Annotated in this window: 15 protein-coding genes; 6 read left to right on the top strand and 9 right to left on the bottom strand. The window is 62.9% G+C overall.

Features of this window, described 5'->3' with window-relative positions; translation table 11 throughout:
* The first annotated feature begins 171 nt into the window (after positions 1-171).
* Complete coding sequence (locus ASF66_RS20205; RefSeq protein ID WP_056845103.1) at positions 172-1,101, top strand: AraC family transcriptional regulator; 930 nt, start codon at positions 172-174, stop codon at positions 1,099-1,101.
* 177 nt (positions 1,102-1,278) lie between these two features.
* The gene (locus tag ASF66_RS20200) at positions 1,279-2,733 is read left to right on the top strand and encodes an MDR family MFS transporter (RefSeq protein WP_177331314.1); all 1,455 of its coding nucleotides are present in this window, start codon (positions 1,279-1,281) and stop codon (positions 2,731-2,733) included.
* 110 nt (positions 2,734-2,843) lie between these two features.
* Here ASF66_RS20200 and ASF66_RS20195 read toward each other — a convergent pair whose 3' ends face one another.
* Positions 2,844-3,740 carry a DMT family transporter gene (locus ASF66_RS20195; protein ID WP_056845101.1) on the bottom strand — a complete coding sequence of 299 codons (897 nt, stop codon included), beginning with the start codon at positions 3,738-3,740 and terminating at the stop codon, positions 2,844-2,846.
* Positions 3,741-3,869: 129 nt separating this feature from the next.
* Positions 3,870-4,502 (bottom strand): TetR family transcriptional regulator, encoded by a 633-nt coding sequence (locus ASF66_RS20190; protein WP_056845100.1) that lies wholly within the window; start codon positions 4,500-4,502, stop codon positions 3,870-3,872.
* A gap of 257 nt (positions 4,503-4,759) precedes the next feature.
* On the opposite strand from ASF66_RS20190, the gene ASF66_RS20185 reads away from it, so the two are divergent.
* The 4 genes from ASF66_RS20185 (at position 4,760) to ASF66_RS20170 (ending at position 12,126) form a co-directional block, all read left to right on the top strand.
* Positions 4,760-5,908, top strand: a complete 1,149-nt coding sequence (locus ASF66_RS20185; RefSeq protein ID WP_056845099.1) for an efflux RND transporter periplasmic adaptor subunit — start codon at positions 4,760-4,762, stop codon at positions 5,906-5,908.
* 3 nt (positions 5,909-5,911) lie between these two features.
* Positions 5,912-9,082, top strand: coding sequence for an efflux RND transporter permease subunit (locus tag ASF66_RS20180; RefSeq protein ID WP_056845098.1), 3,171 nt, complete (start codon positions 5,912-5,914; stop codon positions 9,080-9,082).
* The gene (adeC, locus tag ASF66_RS20175; protein ID WP_056845097.1) at positions 9,079-10,533 is read left to right on the top strand and encodes an AdeC/AdeK/OprM family multidrug efflux complex outer membrane factor; all 1,455 of its coding nucleotides are present in this window, start codon (positions 9,079-9,081) and stop codon (positions 10,531-10,533) included. Before ASF66_RS20180 ends, adeC begins: the two co-directional genes overlap by 4 nt.
* Positions 10,534-10,860: 327 nt before the next feature.
* On the top strand, positions 10,861-12,126 hold the full coding sequence (locus ASF66_RS20170; RefSeq protein ID WP_056845096.1) for an OprD family porin: 1,266 nt from the start codon (positions 10,861-10,863) through the stop codon (positions 12,124-12,126).
* Positions 12,127-12,174: 48 nt separating this feature from the next.
* Here the strand turns inward: ASF66_RS20170 and pcaC are convergent, their stop codons facing one another.
* From pcaC to ASF66_RS20135, 7 genes are all read right to left on the bottom strand, one after another.
* A complete protein-coding gene (gene pcaC, locus ASF66_RS20165) occupies positions 12,175-12,567 on the bottom strand; it encodes a 4-carboxymuconolactone decarboxylase (RefSeq protein ID WP_049860678.1) in 393 nt (130 codons plus the stop codon).
* Between the two features lie 12 nt (positions 12,568-12,579).
* Positions 12,580-13,368 (bottom strand): 3-oxoadipate enol-lactonase, encoded by a 789-nt coding sequence (gene pcaD, locus ASF66_RS20160; protein ID WP_056845165.1) that lies wholly within the window; start codon positions 13,366-13,368, stop codon positions 12,580-12,582.
* Positions 13,369-13,378: 10 nt separating this feature from the next.
* Complete coding sequence (locus tag ASF66_RS20155; protein WP_056845095.1) at positions 13,379-14,743, bottom strand: 3-carboxy-cis,cis-muconate cycloisomerase; 1,365 nt, start codon at positions 14,741-14,743, stop codon at positions 13,379-13,381.
* 45 nt (positions 14,744-14,788) lie between these two features.
* A complete protein-coding gene (locus ASF66_RS20150; protein WP_056845094.1) occupies positions 14,789-16,078 on the bottom strand; it encodes an MFS family transporter in 1,290 nt (429 codons plus the stop codon).
* A gap of 213 nt (positions 16,079-16,291) precedes the next feature.
* The gene (gene pcaF / locus ASF66_RS20145) at positions 16,292-17,497 is read right to left on the bottom strand and encodes a 3-oxoadipyl-CoA thiolase (protein ID WP_177331312.1); all 1,206 of its coding nucleotides are present in this window, start codon (positions 17,495-17,497) and stop codon (positions 16,292-16,294) included.
* Positions 17,494-18,273: a CoA-transferase subunit beta gene (locus tag ASF66_RS20140; RefSeq protein WP_056845092.1), complete on the bottom strand. Its 780-nt coding sequence runs from the start codon at positions 18,271-18,273 to the stop codon at positions 17,494-17,496. Before ASF66_RS20140 ends, pcaF begins: the two co-directional genes overlap by 4 nt.
* The gene (locus ASF66_RS20135) at positions 18,270-19,130 is read right to left on the bottom strand and encodes a CoA transferase subunit A (protein ID WP_056845091.1); all 861 of its coding nucleotides are present in this window, start codon (positions 19,128-19,130) and stop codon (positions 18,270-18,272) included. The genes ASF66_RS20140 and ASF66_RS20135 overlap by 4 nt, the downstream gene beginning before the upstream one ends.
* Positions 19,131-19,181: the final 51 nt, after the last annotated feature.

Raw genomic sequence — 19,181 nt, 5'->3', positions numbered from 1 at the left:
GGCTTATTTTGGGCATTTTCAGGCTTGCCCGCTGACACTGCCCGCCTCGGTGTGTACAAGGCCCTGACGCAAGTTGGCAGGATTGGGCAAACATCCGGCAGCTATCGTCTACCTCTGGCATTAAGCGCGGATTATCCTCGCCTGATGTGATGTACAGATCCTGGAGCCTGCATGAACCTCTGCGCCCCTGCTTTGTTACCGCTGGACCCTGCCCTGGAACACAGTCGTCGCGAACTGGCCGAGCGCATCGCCCGTGGCGCCCCGACGCCGGGCAACCATGGCACCGCGATCAGCGGCCTGCACCTGGTGCGTTATGAAGAGTGTGTACAGTCGTTCCCGGCCCTGGTCCAACCGGCGGTGTGCATCTTTGCCAATGGCAGCAAGGAAGTGCGTCTTGGCGATGAGCGCTATGTCTACGATCCCTTGAATTTTCTGGTGGTGTCGGTGGCCATGCCGATGTCGGGACGGATCCTCGATGCCACCCCGCACGATCCCAGCCTGTCGCTGCGGCTGGACATCGACCCTGAGGAAATCAACGCAGTGATCGCCGACGCCGGACCGCTGGGTGTGCCCACGCGCTCGACCCAGCGCGGCCTGTACGTGGAGCGAATGGACACGGCCTTTCTGGATGCCGTGCTGCGTCTGGTTCGACTGCTGGAAACACCGAAAGACATTGCCGTGCTGGCACCTCTGGTGAGGCGGGAAATCCTCTACCGTCTGTTAGGCGGGCAACAAGGTCATCGACTGTACGAAATCGCGGTGGCGCACAGTCAGACCCATCGCGTGAGTCAAGCCATCGCCTGGATCAACCGGCATTTCCATCGCAGCCTGCGCATCGAAGACCTGGCCCGGGAAGTCAACTTGAGCGTGTCCACCCTGCACCACCGCTTCAAGGCGGTAACCTCCATGAGCCCGCTGCAATATCAGAAACAGCTTCGCTTGCAGGAGGCGCGCCGGCTGATGCTCAGCGAAGACCTCGACGCCTCGGCGGCCGGGTATCGAGTGGGTTACGAAAGCCCTTCCCAGTTCAGCCGCGAATACAGCCGCCATTTCGGCGCGCCGCCGGTGCGCGATCTGGCACGGCTGCGGATCAGTCTGTAGGGCCGCGCAGGCAGACCTGGAAAAAACACCGGGTCACCGATAGAACCGATAGCTAGCTATCCAGTACACTCTAAGCCACGGCCCGCGGCCATCTGGCCTCGGCGTTTCTCTACAGGCCCACCTGTGACCGATCTCAGCCATTCCCCGCCGGCCATCAAGAGCATTCTGGTGGCCTTGATGCTGGCCATTTTTCTCGGCGCCCTGGATCAGACCATCGTTGCGGTCTCGATGCCGGCCATCTCTGCGCAGTTCAACGACGTCGACCGTCTGGCCTGGGTGATTTCCGGGTACATGGTGGCCATGACCGTGGCCACGCCGATCTACGGCAAGCTGGGCGACCTGTATGGCCGTCGGCGGATGATCCTCATCGGCACCGGATTGTTCACCGTCGCGTCGCTGTTCTGTGGCATGGCGCAGAGCATGGAGCAGCTGGTGCTGGCGCGCCTGCTGCAAGGGGTGGGTGCTGGCGGCATGGTATCGGTCAGCCAGGCAATCATCGGTGACGTGGTGCCGCCCCGCGAGCGCGGTCGCTACCAGGGGTATTTCAGCAGCATGTACGCCGCAGCCAGTGTGCTGGGGCCGGTGCTGGGCGGCTACATGACCCAGTACCTGTCGTGGCGCTGGGTGTTTTTGATCAACCTGCCGCTGGGCGCATTCGCCTGTTGGTACGCCAACCGCAAATTGGCGGGGCTGCCGATTCCGCAGCGCACGCCGATCATCGACTACCTGGGCACGGTGCTGATGATCATCGGTTTGAGCACCCTTCTGATGAGCATCACCCGCATCGGCCAGGGCCATGGGCTGGGCGACACGCAGGTGTGGGGCCTGCTGGTGGTGGCCGTGGTGGCACTGCTGGGTTTCGTCTGGCATGAGCGACGCTTTCGGGAGCCTCTGCTGCCGCTGCACCTGTTCGCCATTCCAGCGGCGGTGCTGTGCTGGTGCTCGGTGTTCTTCACCAGCTTCCAGGCCATTGGCCTGAGCGTGATGATGCCTCTGCGTTTCCAGACCGTCACCGGGGCCGGGGCCGATGCAGCGGCGCTGTACCTGCTACCGCTGGCGCTGGGCCTGCCGATTGGCGCGTTCCTGGGCGGGCGTCGGACTTCACAGACCGGGCGTTACAAACCGATCATCCTGACCGGGGCGCTGCTTGCCCCGTTGGGCATTGTGGGCATGTCGTTCAGCCCGCCGGACAATCTGCTGCTCAGCGTGGGCTTCATGTTGTTGACCGGCTTCGCCTGCGGCCTGCAGTTTCCCACCTCGCTGGTGGGCGCGCAGAACTCGGTGCAGGCCAGGGACATTGGTGTGGCGACCAGCACCCTGGCGTTGTTTCGCTCGCTGGGAGGCGCGGTTGGGGTGGCTTGTCTGTCGGCACTGCTCCTGGCCATGTTGCACGGCGTGCAGTTGGCGGACGGTGCCCTGGGCGGTCACGGCCTCGAGGCGATGGGCGGCAATGTGCTGCTGACCGGGCTCAATGCGGCGGCGGGCCCGGCACGGGACGCCTTGCGGCTGGAACTGGGGCAGACCTTTCAACACCTGCTGTGGGCCAGTGCCGGTATTTCGCTGCTGGGACTGGCCGTGGCATTGGCGCTGCCCAATCTGGAACTGAGGGGCCGTGGGCATGGGGAGAAGTAGCTTGTGTGGGGGGCAGGTCTGGCCTCTTCGCGGGTAGAACCCGCTCCCACAAGGGGTGGAGCGAAGCTGCTTGACCTGTGGGAGGGGGTTCTACCCGCGAAGGGGCCCGCTCAAACAGCCGGTCGCTTCTTGCGTTGGGCCCAGGCCACGGCCAGGCCGCTGAGGCAGATGACGCTGATGCCCACCACCCCGAAGATATCCGGGGTATGGTCGAAGATCAGGTAACCATACATGCCGGCAAACAGGATCTGCCCGTAGCTGAACGGCGCCAGCAGCGCCGGCGCCGCATGGCGAAAGGCTTGAGTCAGCAACAGATGCCCGAGCATGCCGCAGGTGCCCAGGCCTACCATGAACAAGGCATCGATCCAGCCCGGTGCCTGCCAGAAGAACGGCAGCACCGCGCTCATGATCAGGGTGTTGAAGATACCGGCAAGAAAGTTGCTGGTGGTCGGGCTGTCGATGCCGCTGAGCTTGCGCGTGAGCAACTGGTACAGACCGAAGAAGAACGCGGAAATCAGCGGCAGGATGATCGCCGGCGTGAACAAGGCACCGCCGGGCCGGATGACGATAAGTACACCGATGAAGCCCGTGATCACCGCCGCCCACTGAGCGCGCGTCACGACCTCCTTGAGCAGCGGCACCGACAGCGCCGTCACCAGCAAGGGCGCCAGGAAGTTCACCGCGGTGGCCTCGGCCAACGGTATGTAACGCAGGCTGGTGGTGAAGAACAGGCTGGTGGCGATCAGGCACAGCGCGCGCAGCAGCTGCAATCCGGGTCGCTTGGTGCGGATGACCGTGGACAAACCGGTCTGCGGCACGAAGATGGCCAGCATCAACAGGGTGTGCACCACATAGCGCGCCCACACCACCACGACGATGGGGAAAAACCCGGAGAGGTACTTGGACAAGGCGTCGTGACTGGCGAACAGCAACGTCGCCAGACAGATCAGCGCGATACCGCGCAGCGGCTGGTTGGTCCCAGTAAGCAACGGGTTTTGCACGCTCATTCACACGCTCGCAACAGGATGATGAAAGGGTACCGACCGGGACTTGCCAACTGCATGCAGGCAACAACTGCACAGGTTACGGTCGATGATGGCGCGAGCCAGGGCGTTGTTACAACTTGATTCAGAACTTTATTTGCGCAATGCAGGTGTCAGGCTCAGCGTTTGCAGTATCAGATCGACCCAACGCTCCGCTTCCTGAAAAAGATCGAAGCTGTCGGGGACGAGCAACCATTGGCCGATCATACCGTCTATATAGGCGTGCAAGGCGATGGCGGCCCTGACGGTGTCCAGATCACGCGGCAGCTGCTCGCGGTTCACGGCATTTCTCAGCGAGCGATCGATGCGCACATTACAGTCGATACTGACCGTCTGACGCTGGCGACGCATGTCACACATTTCATCGGTGAACTCGCACTTATGATGCAGAATTTCGTTGAGACGGCGGGTCTTGGGGTCCACGGCGATCTGCTGGAACAGGCGGATCAGCAGCTTGCGCATGCAACCCAGCGGGTCTGGCTCATCCTCGCTTTCGCTGGCCTGGGCCAACTCTTCGAGCGGTTCCTGCAGGCTGTCGAGCATGGCCTGAACCAGATCGGCCTTGTTGCTGAAGTGCCAATAGATGGCGCCGCGCGTCACCCCGGCCAGGGTCGCGATGTCGGCCAAGGTCGTACGGGCCACACCGCGCTCGTAGAAGGCCTGCTCGGCGGCCTCGAGAATCTGGCTTCGGGTTTCCTGGGCTTCCTCTTTGGTGCGGCGAACCATGGCAGTAGAACCTCAATCTTCAATGCACGGGCCATGCGGTACGCGGCGCGTGCTCAGGCCGGGAGTCCCTTTTATGGGGGGCTTGTCCCGAATGTCGATGGTGCGCCGCCTGGTCGCGGGCATCAGGCCATCAAGTTGTTTACAAACAACCACGAATGTAAGTATATTCGTTAGTAAGCTATTAATCCAGTCGTAACATTTTTTTACCCTTCCACTATTCTTGAGCCCTCCCACGCGCTCACGACCCGAGGATCTTCATGCAATTCAAGCCAGTTGTTACCGCTCTGGTATCCGCCGTCGCCCTGGCCACTCTGCTCAGCGGCTGTGACAAAAAGGAAGAAGCAGCCCCGCAGCAGGCTCAGCAGGCTCCTCAGGTCGGCGTGGTTACCCTGAAAACCCAACCTTACACCCTGACCAGCGAACTGCCGGGTCGGACCACTGCGTACCGCGTGGCCGAAGTGCGGCCGCAGGTCAACGGGATCATCCTCAAGCGTCTGTTCAAGGAAGGTACCGAGGTCAAGGCCGGGCAGCAGCTCTATCAGATCGACCCGTCGGTGTACGAGGCCACGCTGGGCAGCTCCCAGGCGACCCTGGAATCGGCCAAGTCGCTGGCTGGACGCTACAAACAGCTGATCGACGAGCAAGCCGTCAGCCGTCAGGAATACGACAACGCCCGCTCGCAGCAGCTGCAAGCCGAAGCCTCGGTCAAGAGCGCGCAAATCGACTTGCGCTACACCAAGGTGCTGGCGCCGATCTCGGGCCGCATCGGTCGTTCCGACGTGACCGAAGGTGCACTGGTGACCAACGGCCAGACCAACGCCATGGCCACTATCCAGCAGTTGGACCCGATCTATGTCGACGTGACCCAGTCGTCCGCCGAGATGCTGCGGTTGCGTCGCGACCTGGACAGCGGCAAGTTGCAGAAGGCCGGCGATAACGCCGCGTCGGTGAAACTGACCCTGGAAGACGGCAGCGAATACAGCCAGACCGGCAAGCTGGAGTTCTCCGAAGTGTCGGTCGACCAGGCCACCGGTTCGGTGACCCTGCGCGCCGTGTTCCCCAACCCCGAGCACGTGCTGCTGCCAGGCATGTTCGTTCACGCCAAGCTGCAGGCCGGTGTGCGCAGCGAGGCGATCCTGGCACCGCAGCAAGGCGTGACCCGTGACCTCAAGGGCACCCCGACCGCCTTGATCGTGAACAAGGACAACAAGGTCGAGCAGCGCGAGCTGGTAGCCAATCGCACCGACGGCGCGTTCTGGGTGATCGAGAAAGGCCTGAACGCCGGCGATCGCGTCATCACCGAGGGCCTGCAGTACGTCAAGCCAGGTGCCGACGTGACCGTGAAGGAAGCGGGCAACCTGACGCCCGGCCAGTCCGATTCCACCGCCACAGGCGAAGGTAAGTAATCGATGTCCAGATTCTTTATTGACCGCCCCATTTTCGCCTGGGTACTCGCCCTGGTGATCATGCTCGTGGGCGGGCTGGCAATTCTCAAGTTGCCCATCAACCAATACCCGGCCATCGCGCCGACCGCCATCGATATCCAGGTCACCTACCCTGGTGCTTCCGCACAGACCGTGCAGGACACCGTGGTCCAGATCATCGAGCAGCAGCTCAACGGTATCGACAACCTGCGTTACGTTTCCTCGGAGAGCAACTCCGACGGCAGCATGACCATCAGCGTGACCTTCAACCAGGGCACCAACCCGGACATCGCCCAGGTTCAGGTGCAGAACAAGCTCAACCTGGCCACCCCACTGTTGCCGCAGGAAGTGCAGCAGCAGGGTTTGCGCGTGACCAAGTCGGTGAAGAACTTCCTGCTGGTGATCGGCCTGGTGGCCGAGGATGGCTCTCTCACCCGTGAAGACTTGTCCAACTACATCGTCTCCAACATCCAGGATCCGATTTCGCGGACCTCGGGCGTTGGCGACTTTCAGGTGTTCGGTTCACAGTACGCCATGCGCATCTGGCTGGATCCGGCCAAACTCAACAAATACCAACTGACGCCGGTCGAGGTCAGCGCCGCGATCAGCGCGCAGAACGTGCAGATCGCCACAGGTCAGCTCGGCGGCCTGCCGGCCTTGCCCGGCACCCAGCTCAACGCCACCATCATCGGCAAGACCCGCCTGCAGACCGCCGAGCAGTTCGGCAATATCTTCCTCAAAGTCGATAAAGATGGCGCGCAGGTCCGGCTCAAGGACGTCGCGCGTATTGGTCTGGGTGGCCAGAGCTACAGCATCGATGCGCAGTTCAACGGCAAGCCGGCCTCGGGTATGGCGATCAAGCTGGCCTCCGGCGCCAACGCGCTGGACACCGCCAAGGCGATCCGCGCCACCGTGGCCAGTCTGGAACCGTTCTTTCCGCCTGGCATGAAGGTGGTCTACCCCTACGACACCACCCCGACCGTGACCGAATCGATTTCCGGCGTCGTGCATACGCTGATTGAAGCGATCGTGCTGGTGTTCCTGGTGATGTACCTGTTCCTGCAGAACCTGCGCGCGACCATCATCACCACGATGACGGTTCCGGTGGTACTGCTCGGCACCTTCGGCATCCTCGCTGCGTTCGGTTTCACCATCAACACCTTGACCATGTTCGGCATGATCCTGGCGATCGGGCTATTGGTGGACGATGCGATCGTGGTGGTGGAGAACGTCGAACGGGTGATGGAAGAAGAGCATCTCTCGCCCAAGGAGGCGACCAAGAAGTCCATGGACCAGATCCAGGGGGCTCTGGTCGGTATCGCCATGGTGCTCTCGGCGGTACTGCTGCCGATGGCCTTCTTCGGCGGCTCCACGGGTGTGATCTACAAGCAGTTCTCCATCACCATCGTCTCGGCCATGGGCCTGTCGGTACTGGTTGCGCTGATCTTCACCCCGGCGCTGTGCGCCACTATGCTCAAGCCGATCGATCCGGAAAAGCACGGCCAGCCCAAGCGTGGTTTCTTCGGCTGGTTCAACCGGACCTTCGACCGCAGCGTGGTGAAGTACGAGAACGGCGTCAAACGCATGGTCACCCACAAGCTGCCAGCGTTCATCGTCTATCTGGTCATCTTCGCCGGCATGGTCTTCCTGTTCACCCGCATTCCTTCGGCGTTCCTGCCTGAAGAAGACCAGGGTGTGATTTTCGCCCAGGTGCAGACGCCGGCAGGTTCTTCTGCCGAGCGGACGCAGAAGGTCATCGACGACATGCGGACCTTCCTGCTGGACGAAGAAAACGGCGAAGGCGCAGGCGTCAAATCCGTGTTCAGCGTCAACGGCTTCAACTTCGCTGGCCGTGGCCAGAGTTCGGGCCTGGCGTTCGTGATGCTCAAACCCTGGGATGAGCGCGGCGCCGAAACGACGGTGTTCAAGATCGCCGAGCGTGCGCAGAAACACTTCGCCAGCTTCCGCGATGCCATGGTGTTCGCCGTGGTGCCTCCTTCGGTACTCGAACTGGGTAACGCGTCGGGCTTTGACTTCTACCTGCAGGACCAGGGCGGTGTCGGCCACGAAAAACTGCTGGAGGCGCGCAACCAGTTCCTCGGCATGGCGGCCCAGAGCAAGATCCTGGCAGGCGTACGTCCCAACGGCCTGAACGATGAGCCGCAATACCAGCTCACCGTGGATGACGAGAAGGCCAGTGCCCTGGGCATTACCTTGTCGACCATCAACCAGACCCTGTCCATCGCCTTGGGCGGCAGCTACGTCAACGACTTCATCGACCGCGGTCGGGTGAAGAAGGTCTATGTGCAAGGCGAAGCGGCCGCGCGCATGACGCCTGAAGATCTGAACAAGTGGTACGTGCGCAACGATTCGGGGACCATGGTGCCGTTGTCGGCCATCGCCACTGGCGAATGGATCTACGGCTCACCCAAGCTGTCGCGCTACAACGGTGTGGCTGCAATGGAGATTCTCGGTACACCGGCGCCGGGCTACAGCTCCGGTGATGCCATGGCCGAGGTCGAGGCACTGGCCAAGAAACTGCCTGACGGCATCGGCTACTCGTTCACTGGCCTGTCGTACGAAGAACGTCTGTCCGGCTCCCAGGCCCCAGCGCTCTATGCGATCTCGCTGCTGTTCGTGTTCCTGTGTCTGGCGGCGCTGTACGAGAGCTGGTCGATCCCGATCGCAGTGCTTCTGGTGGTGCCGCTGGGTGTGATCGGTGCATTGATCGCGACCAGTCTGCGCGGCTTGTCCAACGACGTGTTCTTCCAGGTAGGCTTGCTGGTCACGGTGGGCCTGGCGGCCAAGAACGCCATTCTGATCGTCGAGTTCGCCAAGGAACTGCACGAACAGGGCAAGAGCCTGGTGGAAGCGGCGGCCGAAGCGTGCCGCATGCGTCTGCGACCGATCATCATGACGTCGCTGGCGTTCATTCTCGGCGTTGTACCGCTGGCGATTTCCAGCGGCGCAGGCTCGGGTAGCCAACATGCGATCGGTACCGGTGTGATCGGCGGTATGATCACCGCCACCATCCTGGCAATTTTCTGGGTGCCGATGTTCTACGTGGCCGTGTCGTCGCTGTTCAAGAGCAAGTACGACAAGGAACACGAGAAGGACAACGACAAAGCCATTACACACGATGAGGCTGGCCAATGAGCAAGTCACTGATATCCATCGCTGTCGCCGCCTTCGTGCTCGGCGGCTGCTCGATGATCCCCGAGTACAAGCAGCCTGCCCTGCCGGTGGCCGAGCAGTTCCCGCAGGGCGAGGCCTACGCGCCCGCCGATGCGGCCGAAGTGGCGGCGGCGGAACAAGGCTGGCGGCAGTTCTTCACCGACCCGGCGCTCGAGCGCCTGGTGCAGGTATCGCTTGAGAACAACCGCGACCTGCGGGTCGCGGCGCTGAACATCGAAGCCTACCGGGCGCAATACCGCATCCAGCGTGCCGATCTGTTCCCGGCCATCAATGCCGACGGCACCGGTACGCGTCAGCGCACACCGGCCGACCTGTCACAGCTTGGCGAGTCGGGCATCTCCAGCCAGTACGCCGTCACGCTGGGCGTGAGTGCCTATGAGCTGGACCTGTGGGGGCGCATCCGCAGCCTCAGCGAACAGGCCTTGCAGACCTACCTGTCCACCGAGGAAGCTCGTCGCTCCACACAGATCAGCCTGGTGGCCAACGTGGCCAACGCCTACCTGACCTGGCAGGCCGACCAGGCGCTGCTGAAGTTGACCCAGGAGACCTTGGGCGCTTTCGAGCAGAGCCTCAAGCTGACCAGCCGCAGCACCGAAGTAGGCGTGTCCTCGGCCCTGGACCTGAGCCAGGCACGCACGGCGGTGGAAACCGCCCGTGTCAGCCTGGCGCGCTACAAGCGCCAGGTGGCTCAGGATCGCAACAACCTGACCCTGCTGCTGGGCACGGCCATTCCGACCGACCTGCCAGAAGCCCGTGGGCTGGACGCCGACCTGCTCAGCGAAGTGCCGGCCGGCATGCCGTCGCAGTTGCTGACCCGACGCCCGGACATTCTCGAAGCCGAGCACGCCCTGCTGGCCGCCAACGCCAACATCGGCGCGGCCCGCGCGGCGTTCTTCCCCAGCATCAGCCTGACGGCCAATGCCGGTACGTCGAGCCGACAGCTGTCCGGCCTGTTCGACGCTGGTTCCGGCAGCTGGCTGTTCTCGCCGAGCATCAGCCTGCCGATCTTCAACGCCGGTGCGCTGCGTGCCAGCCTGGACTACTCGAAGATCCAGAAAGACATCAACGTGGCCAATTACGAGAAGGTCATTCAGACGGCGTTCCAGGAAGTGTCCGACGGCTTGGCTGCACGCAAGACCTACAACGAGCAGTTGCAGGCCCAGCGTGATTCGGTGCAGGCCAACCAGGATTACTACCGCCTGGCCGAGCGTCGCTACCGTATCGGTATCGATAGCAACCTGACCTTCCTCGATGCCCAGCGCTCTCTGTTCAGTGCCCAGCAATCGCTGATCACCGACCGGCTGTCGCAGCTGACCAGCGAGGTCAATCTGTACAAGGCGCTGGGAGGCGGCTGGTACGAGCGCACTGGCCAGGCTCAGTTGGCCCAGCCAGCGCAGGCGCCCAAGAGCTGACTGCTGATGGCATGAAAAAACCACCGCTTGCGGTGGTTTTTTTTACGCCTGTAACACGCTGCCAGGAGTCAGACGGCGCGAGGCGGCTGAAGAAAATGTCACTCGGGACTGGCTGAAAGTTCAATCATGAGCAATAGTGGTCCGATGACCAGATAACTGACTTGTTATTAACTAGTTAGTTAGTGTTCGGTTATCGCACGCATTCCTGTGCGGTCGGTTGAATCGTGCTTCACCCCGAAGCACCATCCGCGCAACACGTAACAAAATGTCAGAAAAGCCCGTTCCAGCGTGCGTCAATCATAAAATCAATAACAATAGGTTTACCCCATGCGCCAGCACTTCCATCGTTCACCCCGTCTGTTGCCCAATCTGATCGCGTTGACCGTTGCCACGGCCGCCCTGCCTTCCTTCGCAGCCGAGTCCGGCTTTCTGGAAGACGCCAAGGTGGGTCTGAACCTGCGCAACTTCTACTTCAATCGCAACCACACCAACCCGGCCTTCCCGCAGAGCAAGTCCGAGGAGTGGACCCAAAGCTTCATCCTCGACGCCAAGTCCGGCTACACCCAGGGCCTGGTCGGCTTCGGTGTGGACGTGCTGGGCATGTACTCGGTCAAGCTCGATGGTGGCCGTGGTACCTATGGCACGCAGTTGCTGCCTGTGCATGACGGCAACAACCCGGCCGACGATTTCGGCCGTCTGGGTGTGGCCGCCAAGGCCAAGATCTCCAAGACCGTGCTCAAGGTCGGCGAGTGGATGCCGGTACTGCCCATCCTGCGTTCGGACGACGGCCGCTCGCTGCCGCAGACCTTCCAGGGCGGACAGATCACCTCTCAGGAAATCGATGGCCTGACCCTGTACGGTGGCCAGTTCCGCAAGAACAGCCCGCGTAACGATGCCAGCATGGAGGACATGTTCCTGCAGGGTCGCGCCGGCATCACCTCCGACCGTTTCAACTTCGTCGGTGGCGAGTACACCTTCAACAACAAGAACACCCTGGTCGGCCTGTGGAACGCCGAGCTCAAGGACATCTACCAGCAGCAGTACCTGCAGATCCTGCACAGCCAGCCGATTGGCGACTGGACCTTGGGCGCCAACCTGGGCTTCTTCCACGGCAAAGAAGACGGCAGCGCACGGGCCGGCGATCTGGACAACAAGACCTGGTCGGCGCTGCTGTCCGCCAAGTATGGCAGCAACACCTTCTATGTCGGCCTGCAGAAAGTCACCGGCGACAATGGCTGGATGCGCGTCAACGGCACCAGTGGCGGTACCTTGGCTAACGACAGCTATAACTCCAGCTACGAGAATGCCAAGGAAAAATCCTGGCAGTTGCGCCACGACTTCAACTTTGCCGGCGTGGGCGTTCCAGGCCTGACCCTGATGAACCGCTACATCAGCGGCGACAACGTGCACACCGCCACCGTCACCGACGGCAAGGAATGGGGGCGCGAAACCGAGCTGGCCTACACCGTGCAGTCGGGCACCTTCAAGAGCCTGAACATGCGCTGGCGCAACTCGACCATGCGTCGCGACTACAGCACCAGCGAGTTCGACGAAAACCGCGTGATCGTCAGCTACCCGTTGAGCATTCTGTAATCGCCGGGGCGGTGGCGCGTTCAGCGCGCTACCGCCCTCCTTCCCCTATCACTGGCGTGATTCGACGCCCAGCTCATCCCAGACCGATTCGGCCAGGTGAAACGTTGCATTGGCCGCCGGAATGCCGCAGTAGATCGCACTCTGCATCAGGACTTCCTTGATCTCCTCACGGGTGACGCCGTTGCTGGCGGCCGCGCGCAGGTGCAGCTTGAGTTCTTCGCTGCGGTTCATGCCGATCAGCATGGCGATGGTGATGAGGCTGCGCGTGTGCCGCGGCAGGCCCGGGCGGGTCCAGATATCGCCCCACGCGTGGCGGGTGATCATCTCCTGGAACTCGCTGTTGAACTCGGTCAGGTTGTTCAGGCTGCGCTCCACATGGGCCTCGCCCAACACGGCACGCCGGACCTTCATTCCTTCGTTGTAGCGTTCTTTCTCGTCCACGAACGGGCTCCTTCAGCGCAATAGAAATTCGACGACCCGGTCGCTGAACGGCGCACCGATTTCGACGTTGGAGAGATGCGCGGCGGCAAATTCGGCGTACTGCGCACCCGTCACCTGCTCGACGATCAACTGCGCATCCGCCGGTGTGGTGACAGCGTCCTCGGTGCCTGCGATCACCAGTAGTGGCACCTGGATGGCAACCAGCTGTTCGCGAAAATCGGCATCGCGCACCGCAGCGCAGTTGGCGGCGTAGCCCTGTGGGGAGGTGGCGGCGAGCATGTCGGTGATGCGTGTGGCCTCCAGCGGATGGGCCTCGGCGAACGCCGGAGTGAACCAGCGTGCGATGGACGCGTCACGCAACGCCTGCATGGCAGCCTCGCCTTGGCCGAGAACCATTTCGATACGTGGATTCCAGACGTCCTGGGTGCCGATCTTCGCCGCCGTGTTGCAGATCACCAGCTTGTGCAGGCGCTCGCCGGCATTGATGCCCAGCCATTGGCCGATCAGACCGCCCATGGACAGGCCACAGAAATGCACCTTGTCCAAGTTCAGGGCATCGAGCAACGCCAGGACGTCGCCGCCCAACTGCTCAATGGTGTACGTCCCAGGGGTGACCAGGGACTGGCCATGACCACGGGTGTCGTAGCGCAGCACCCGGAAATGTTCGGTGAAGGCGGCCATCTGGCCGTCCCACATGTGTCGGTCGGTGCCCAGCGAGTTGGACAGCACCAGGACGGGCTTGTCCTTGGGGCCTTCCAGGCTGTAATCGAGTTCGCCGTCGGCGAGTTGTACCTGTGCCACGCTCATCTCCTCACGCATTCAAAAGATCGTGTTCGGCTACTGCCCGTTCAACCCAGACCTGGGCCTGGCCCAGGTAGTGCGAAGGGTCCAGCAGACGGTCCAGTTCATCGGCACTCAATTGCTCGGTGACCTGCGGCTCGTCGCCGAGTACCGCACGCAGGTGGCGGCCTTGAGCGACGGCCTGCTTGCAGCACTGTTCCAGCACATGGTGCGCGCGGTCGCGACCGATCCGCTGCGCCAACACGATGCTGACGGCTTCTGCCAGCACCAGGCCCTGGGTCAGGTCCAGGTTCGCCCGCATGCGCTCAGCGTCCACCTGCATGCCATCGGCAATGGCCAGGGCCTGCTGCAACGCGCCGGAGACCAGGCAGCAGATCTCCGGCAGGGTTTCCCATTCGGCGTGCCACAGCCCCAGGCTGCGTTCATGCTCCTGAGGCATGGCGCTGAACAGCGTCGCCACAAGCCCCGGCACTCGGGTGGCAGCGCCGATGAGCACTGCCGCACCGACCGGATTGCGCTTGTGCGGCATGGTCGACGAACCGCCCTTGCCCGGCGCGGACGGCTCGAACACTTCCGCCGCTTCGGTCTGCATCAACAGGCTGATGTCCCGGCCCAGCTTGCCCAGGCTGCCGGCCACCAGGCCAAGTACCGAGGCCAGTTCCACCAGCCGGTCGCGCTGGGTATGCCAGGGCTGGTCGGGCAGGTTCAGGTGCAGTTCCTCGGCCAAGGCCCGGGCCACCGGCATCGCCTGTTCGCCGAGCGCGGCCAGGGAGCCCGAGGCACCGCCGAACTGCAGGCAGGCCAGCCGTGGCCTGAGCTCACGCAGGCGTTGCCGACTGCGGGTCAGGGCGCCGAGCCAGCCGGCGATCTTCATGCCCAGGGTGACGGGCGTGGCGTGTTGCAGCCAGGTGCGTCCGGGCATGACCGTGGCGGCATGGCGACGGGCCTGCTGGCTCAGCGCCTCGCTCAGACGTTGCAGGTCGGCTTCGATCAGGTCGACCGCCGCCAGCAGTTGCAGGACCAGCCCGGTGTCCATCACGTCCTGACTGGTCGCGCCCAGATGCACATAGCGCTCGGCATCCGGGTCGGAAGCGGCGATGACCTTGCTGAGCATCTTGACCAGCGGAATGGCCGAATTGCCAGCACTGGCAATGGCCTGCGCCAGGGCCTGAAAGTCGTACTGCTCGGCCTTGCAGGCCGCCTCGATGGGGGCGACGGCCGAGCCGGGTATCACGCCGACGCGGGCCTGGGCCCGAGCCAGCGCGGCTTCGAAATCGAGCATGCCCTGCACCCGGCCATGGTCGCAGAAGATCTGGCGCATGGCGGGCGCAGTGAAATAGACATCGAACAACTGATTGTTCGGCGGTTGGCTCATGGAACTCCCCTGTAACGGCGCGCCACACAAGGCGCGCCTGTGGGCTTAATGGTCGGTATGCAGGTACTTGGGTTGCTTGGGCAAGCGCAGGCTGAACAGGAACGCGATCGCCATCATCACCGTCACGTACCAGTAGAACGCGTTTTCGTTGCCCATGTTCTTCAGGTTCAGCGCGACGAACTCCGCCGACCCGCCGAACACGGCGTTGGCCACGGCGTAGGCCAGGCCAACGCCCAGCGCGCGCACTTGCGGCGGGAACATCTCGGCTTTGACCAGACCGCTGATCGAGGTATAGAAGCTGACGATGGCCAAGGCCAGCGTGATCAGCACGAAGGCCAGGAACGGGCTGGTGACGGTCTTCAATACCATGAGGATCGGCAAGGTGCATAAGGTACCCAGACCGGCGAACCAGAGCATGGAGGTGCGTCGGCCGATCCGGTCGGCGAGCATGCCGAACAGCGGCTGCATGCACATGTACAGGAACAGCGCGCCAGTCATGATCAGGCTGGCGGTCTTGGCGTGCAGGCCCGCGGTATTGACCAGGTATTTCTGCATGTACGTGGTGAAGGTGTAGAAAATCAGCGAGCCACCCGCGGTGTAGCCCAGCACGGTGATGAACGCCGCGCTGTGGTTCTTGAACAGCCCGGCAATGCTGCCGGCGTCCTTGTCGTTGCGGGTTTCGGCGGTACTGGTTTCCTCCAGGGTACGGCGCAACAACAGCGAAATGATCGCGGCCACCGCACCGACGAAGAACGGAATACGCCAGCCCCACGCGCGCAATTCCTGCTCATCGAGAAACTGCTGAAGGATGACCACGGTCAACACCGCCAGCAGTTGCCCACCGATCAGGGTGACGTACTGGAACGATGCAAAGAAGCCACGCTGCCCACGCAAGGCCACTTCCGACATGTAGGTGGCCGTGGTGCCGTATTCACCGCCCACCGAAAGGCCCTGGAACAGACGGGCCAGCAGCAGGATGATCGGCGCCCAGACGCCGATGGTGGCGTAGGTGGGCAGGCAGGCGATCACCAGCGAGCCGGCGCACATCATCAGCACCGAGATCATCATCGAATTCTTGCGGCCATGCTTGTCGGCCACCCGGCCGAACAGCCAGCCACCGATGGGCCGCATCAGAAAGCCCGCCGCGAAGACCCCGGCGGTGTTGACCAATTGCACGGTGGGGTCGTCGGAGGGAAAGAACGCGGGGGCGAAGTAGATGGCGCAGAAGGCGTAGACATAGAAGTCGAACCACTCCACCAGATTGCCCGATGACGCGCCGACGATTGCGAAAATGCGCTTCTTGCGCTCCTCACCGGTGTAATGAACTGTTGTCATGTTTTAGTTCTCATTGAGGTCGGTAAAGGCTAGACATAACCTGTTACAACCCCAGGCACAAGGTGATTGGCTGTCTGGGAGGTTGAGGGTTGGCTTTAGGGCCTCTTCGCGGGCAGAGCCCGCTCCCACAAAATCTCCAAGTGACTCCACACTTCTGTGGGAGCGGGGCGGGCGGCGAGCTCTCTGCCCGCGAAGAGGCCCGTCAGGTCCCCCTCAAACCCGCTCGATCGCCAACGCCAACCCCTGCCCTACCCCCACGCACATCGTCGCCAGCCCGCGCTTGCCGCCGCTTTTTTCCAACTGATGCAGCGCCGTCAACACCAGCCGTGCACCGCTCATGCCCAGCGGGTGACCCAAGGCAATCGCACCGCCGTTCGGATTGACCTGCGCGGCATCGTCCGCCAGCCCCAGGTCGCGCAACACTGCCAGGCCCTGGCTGGCGAACGCCTCGTTGAGCTCGATCACGTCGAAGTCCTCGACCGCCAGGTTCAGGCGTTCGAGCAGTTTGCGTACGGCCGGCACCGGACCGACCCCCATGACCCGCGGTGCTACCCCGGCACTGGCCATGCCCAGCACGCGGCCACGGGCAGTCAGGCCGTGCTTTTGCACCGCCTCGGCGCTGGCGAGGATCATCGCGGCGGCGCCGTCGTTGACACCCGACGCGTTGCCCGCCGTCACTGTCTTGTCGGCGCCGTTGACCGGCTTGAGCCTGGCCAGGGTTTCCAGGGTAGTGTCGGCGCGCGGATGCTCGTCCTGCTCGACCACGGTTTCACCCTTTTTGCCCGGAATGCGTACCGGCACGATTTCTTCGGCGAAGAAACCCGCAGCCTGTGCGGCAGCGGTGCGCTGCTGGCTGCGCACGGCGAAGGCGTCCTGGTCTTCACGGGAGACCTGGCAATCGTCGGCCACGTTATCCGCCGTCTGCGGCATCGCATCGACGCCGTACTGGGCCTTCATCAGGGGGTTGATGAAACGCCAACCGATGGTGGTGTCTTCCAGTTTCATGTTGCGGGAAAAACCGGCATCGGCCTTGCCCATGACGAAAGGCGCGCGCGACATCGATTCGACGCCACCGGCAATCGCCAGCTCCATTTCGCCACTGGCGATGGCGCGAAACGCTGTGCCCACCGCATCCATGCCCGAAGCGCACAGGCGGTTGAGGGTCACGCCGGGCACGCCCTCGGGCAAGCCGGCCAGCAGCAGCGCCATGCGTGCGACGTTGCGGTTGTCTTCGCCCGCCTGGTTGGCACAGCCCATGAACACTTCGTCCAGCTGCGCCCAGTCCACGCCAGGGTTGCGTTCGAGCAACGCCTTGATCGGCACCGCTGCCAGGTCGTCGGCGCGAACGTGGGCCAGGCTGCCGCCGAAGCGACCGATGGGCGTACGCACCGCATCGCAAATGAATACGTCGCGCATCATGCTTCTCCCGGTGCCTGGCCGTGGGCGGCCGCCGTGCGTGCTTCCAGGGCGCGCAACGCTTCAAGTTCCGTGGCGTCAGGCTCGGCCGTGGTCTGCACCTGGTCGGCGAAGCGGATAGGCCAGCCGGTCGCTGCGCTGATTTGTTCACGCGTCACGCCCGGGTGAATGGACGTCACCACGAATTCGTTGGAACCGGCTTCAGGTTCCATGATGCACAGGTCGGTGATGATCCCTACCGGCCCCTGTCCTGGAAGGCCCAGGCGCTTGCGCGAATCGCCGCCTTCGCCATGGCCGACCGAGGTGACGAAATCGAGCTTCTCGACGAAGCTGCGGTGCGACTGTTTGAGAATGATCAACACGCTCTTGGCCGAACCTGCAATCTCCGGTGCACCACCGGCGCCCGGCAGACGGACCTTGGGCTGATGGTAGTCGCCCACCACCGTGGTGTTGATGTTGCCGAAACGGTCGACCTGAGCGGCGCCGAGAAAGCCCACATCGATGCGTCCGCCTTGCAGCCAGTAGCGGAAAATCTCACCGGTGGGCACGACGGTGTCGGCGGTTTCTGCCAGCTCGCCATCGCCGATGGACAGGGGCAGCACAGTGGGTTTCGCGCCGATCGGGCCGGACTCGTAGATCAGCACCACGTCCGGCGAGGAGGTCAGACGGGCCAGGTTGGCGGCCTTGGACGGCAGGCCGATGCCGACGAAGCACACCGCGCCGTTTTGCAGACGCCGCGCGGCTGCGACGGTCATCATCTCGTTGGTGGAGTAAGTCATGGAGTCACCTGCGCTGCGCTGGCCAGTTTCGCCTGGTATTCGCTGAAGTCCTTGGTACCGCGGATGTACGTGTCGATCCAGGCGGTGAAGGTCGCCCGGTCGCGGGCGATCGGGTCCCAGGCCTGGTAGAACACGTTGTCGCGTTCGGTGTAGCCATGGGCGTAGGACGGATGCGCACCACCGGGCACATGGCACACGGCGGCCAACGCCCAGGTCGGCAACACGCAGCTGTTCATCGGCGCGTTGAGGTCATCGACGATTTCCTCGACCGTGACGATGCAGCGCTTGGCGGCCAGGGCCGCTTCCTTCTGCACCCCCAGAATGCCCCACAGCAGCACGTTGCCCTTGCGGTCGGCTTTCTGCGCGTGAATAACGGTGACGTCAGGGCGTACCGAAGGCACGGCCGCGAGCACTTCGCCGGTGAACGGGCAGGTGACTGTCTTGATCAGCGGATTGACCTTGGGCAGGTCGGAACCGGCGTAGGCCCGCAGGACCGCGAACGGCAGGCCGGAGGCACCGGCGACGTAGGCATTGGCCAGGTCGGCATGGCTGTGTTCTTCGATCTCCAGCGGCTGGGGCCACTGCTTCTCGACCGCGTCGCGCAGACGATGCAGCGAGCCGACACCGGGGTTGCCGCCCCACGAGAAGATCAACTTGCGAGCGCAACCGGCGCCGATCAACTGATCGTAGATCAGGTCGGGGGTCATGCGGACCAGCGTCAGGTCTTTCTTGCCTTGACGAATGATCTCGTGACCTGCGGCGGTTGGAATCAGGTGGGTGAAGCCTTCGAGCGCGACGGTGTCACCATCGTTGACGAATTGCTTCACCGCATCGGTAAGCGACAGGATTGCAGCCATGTGGGCAGGACTCCTCGATACTGTGAGCCATCTTGTTTGAATGAAGCTGGC

Source organism: Pseudomonas sp. Leaf129 (assembly GCF_001423465.1).
In the GTDB taxonomy this organism is placed as follows: Bacteria; Pseudomonadota; Gammaproteobacteria; order Pseudomonadales; family Pseudomonadaceae; genus Aquipseudomonas; species Aquipseudomonas coleopterorum.
Note: the sequence above shows the minus strand (reverse complement) of the source record. Positions and strands in the feature narration are given on the sequence as shown.